Source organism: Bacillus sp. SIMBA_074, assembly GCF_046534555.1.
GTDB classification, from domain to species: Bacteria; Bacillota; Bacilli; order Bacillales; family Bacillaceae_G; genus Bacillus_A; species Bacillus_A mycoides.
This window is the reverse complement of sequence record NZ_JAWRYM010000486.1, coordinates 1-273: the sequence shown is the minus strand read 5'-3', so window position 1 is coordinate 273 and position 273 is coordinate 1. Positions and strand designations below refer to the sequence as shown.

The window sequence follows — 273 nt, the reverse complement described above, 5'->3', positions numbered from 1 at the left end:
CGATAACGTTAAAATCACCTTCGAATCTTGCCACTGAACGTTTAGTTGCGGGTGACACAAGCCCCAGCTTTATTTTTCTATCATTCCCCTTCAATTCAAGCTGATATCGGCTGTGTAGTGCATCTGTTTTCAGAAGATGTTCACCTCCCGCAGTCACTACGTAGATATTTTTTTTACCTACAAACGCCAGGCCATCAGGCGGAATACCCACAGGATAGCTCGTCCTGTTATTTACCACTGAAGCCTGAAGTCCTTTATAGCGGTATACACCGC

The 273-nt window shown here is 45.1% G+C and carries 1 protein-coding gene; it reads right to left on the bottom strand.

All coding sequences use genetic code 11. The annotated features are described in order from the left end of the window. On the bottom strand, positions 1 to 211 hold a 211-nt coding region (locus SB773_RS31690), incomplete at its 3' end, for a hypothetical protein (RefSeq protein ID WP_410594290.1). Between the last annotated feature and the right edge of the window lie 62 nt (positions 212 to 273).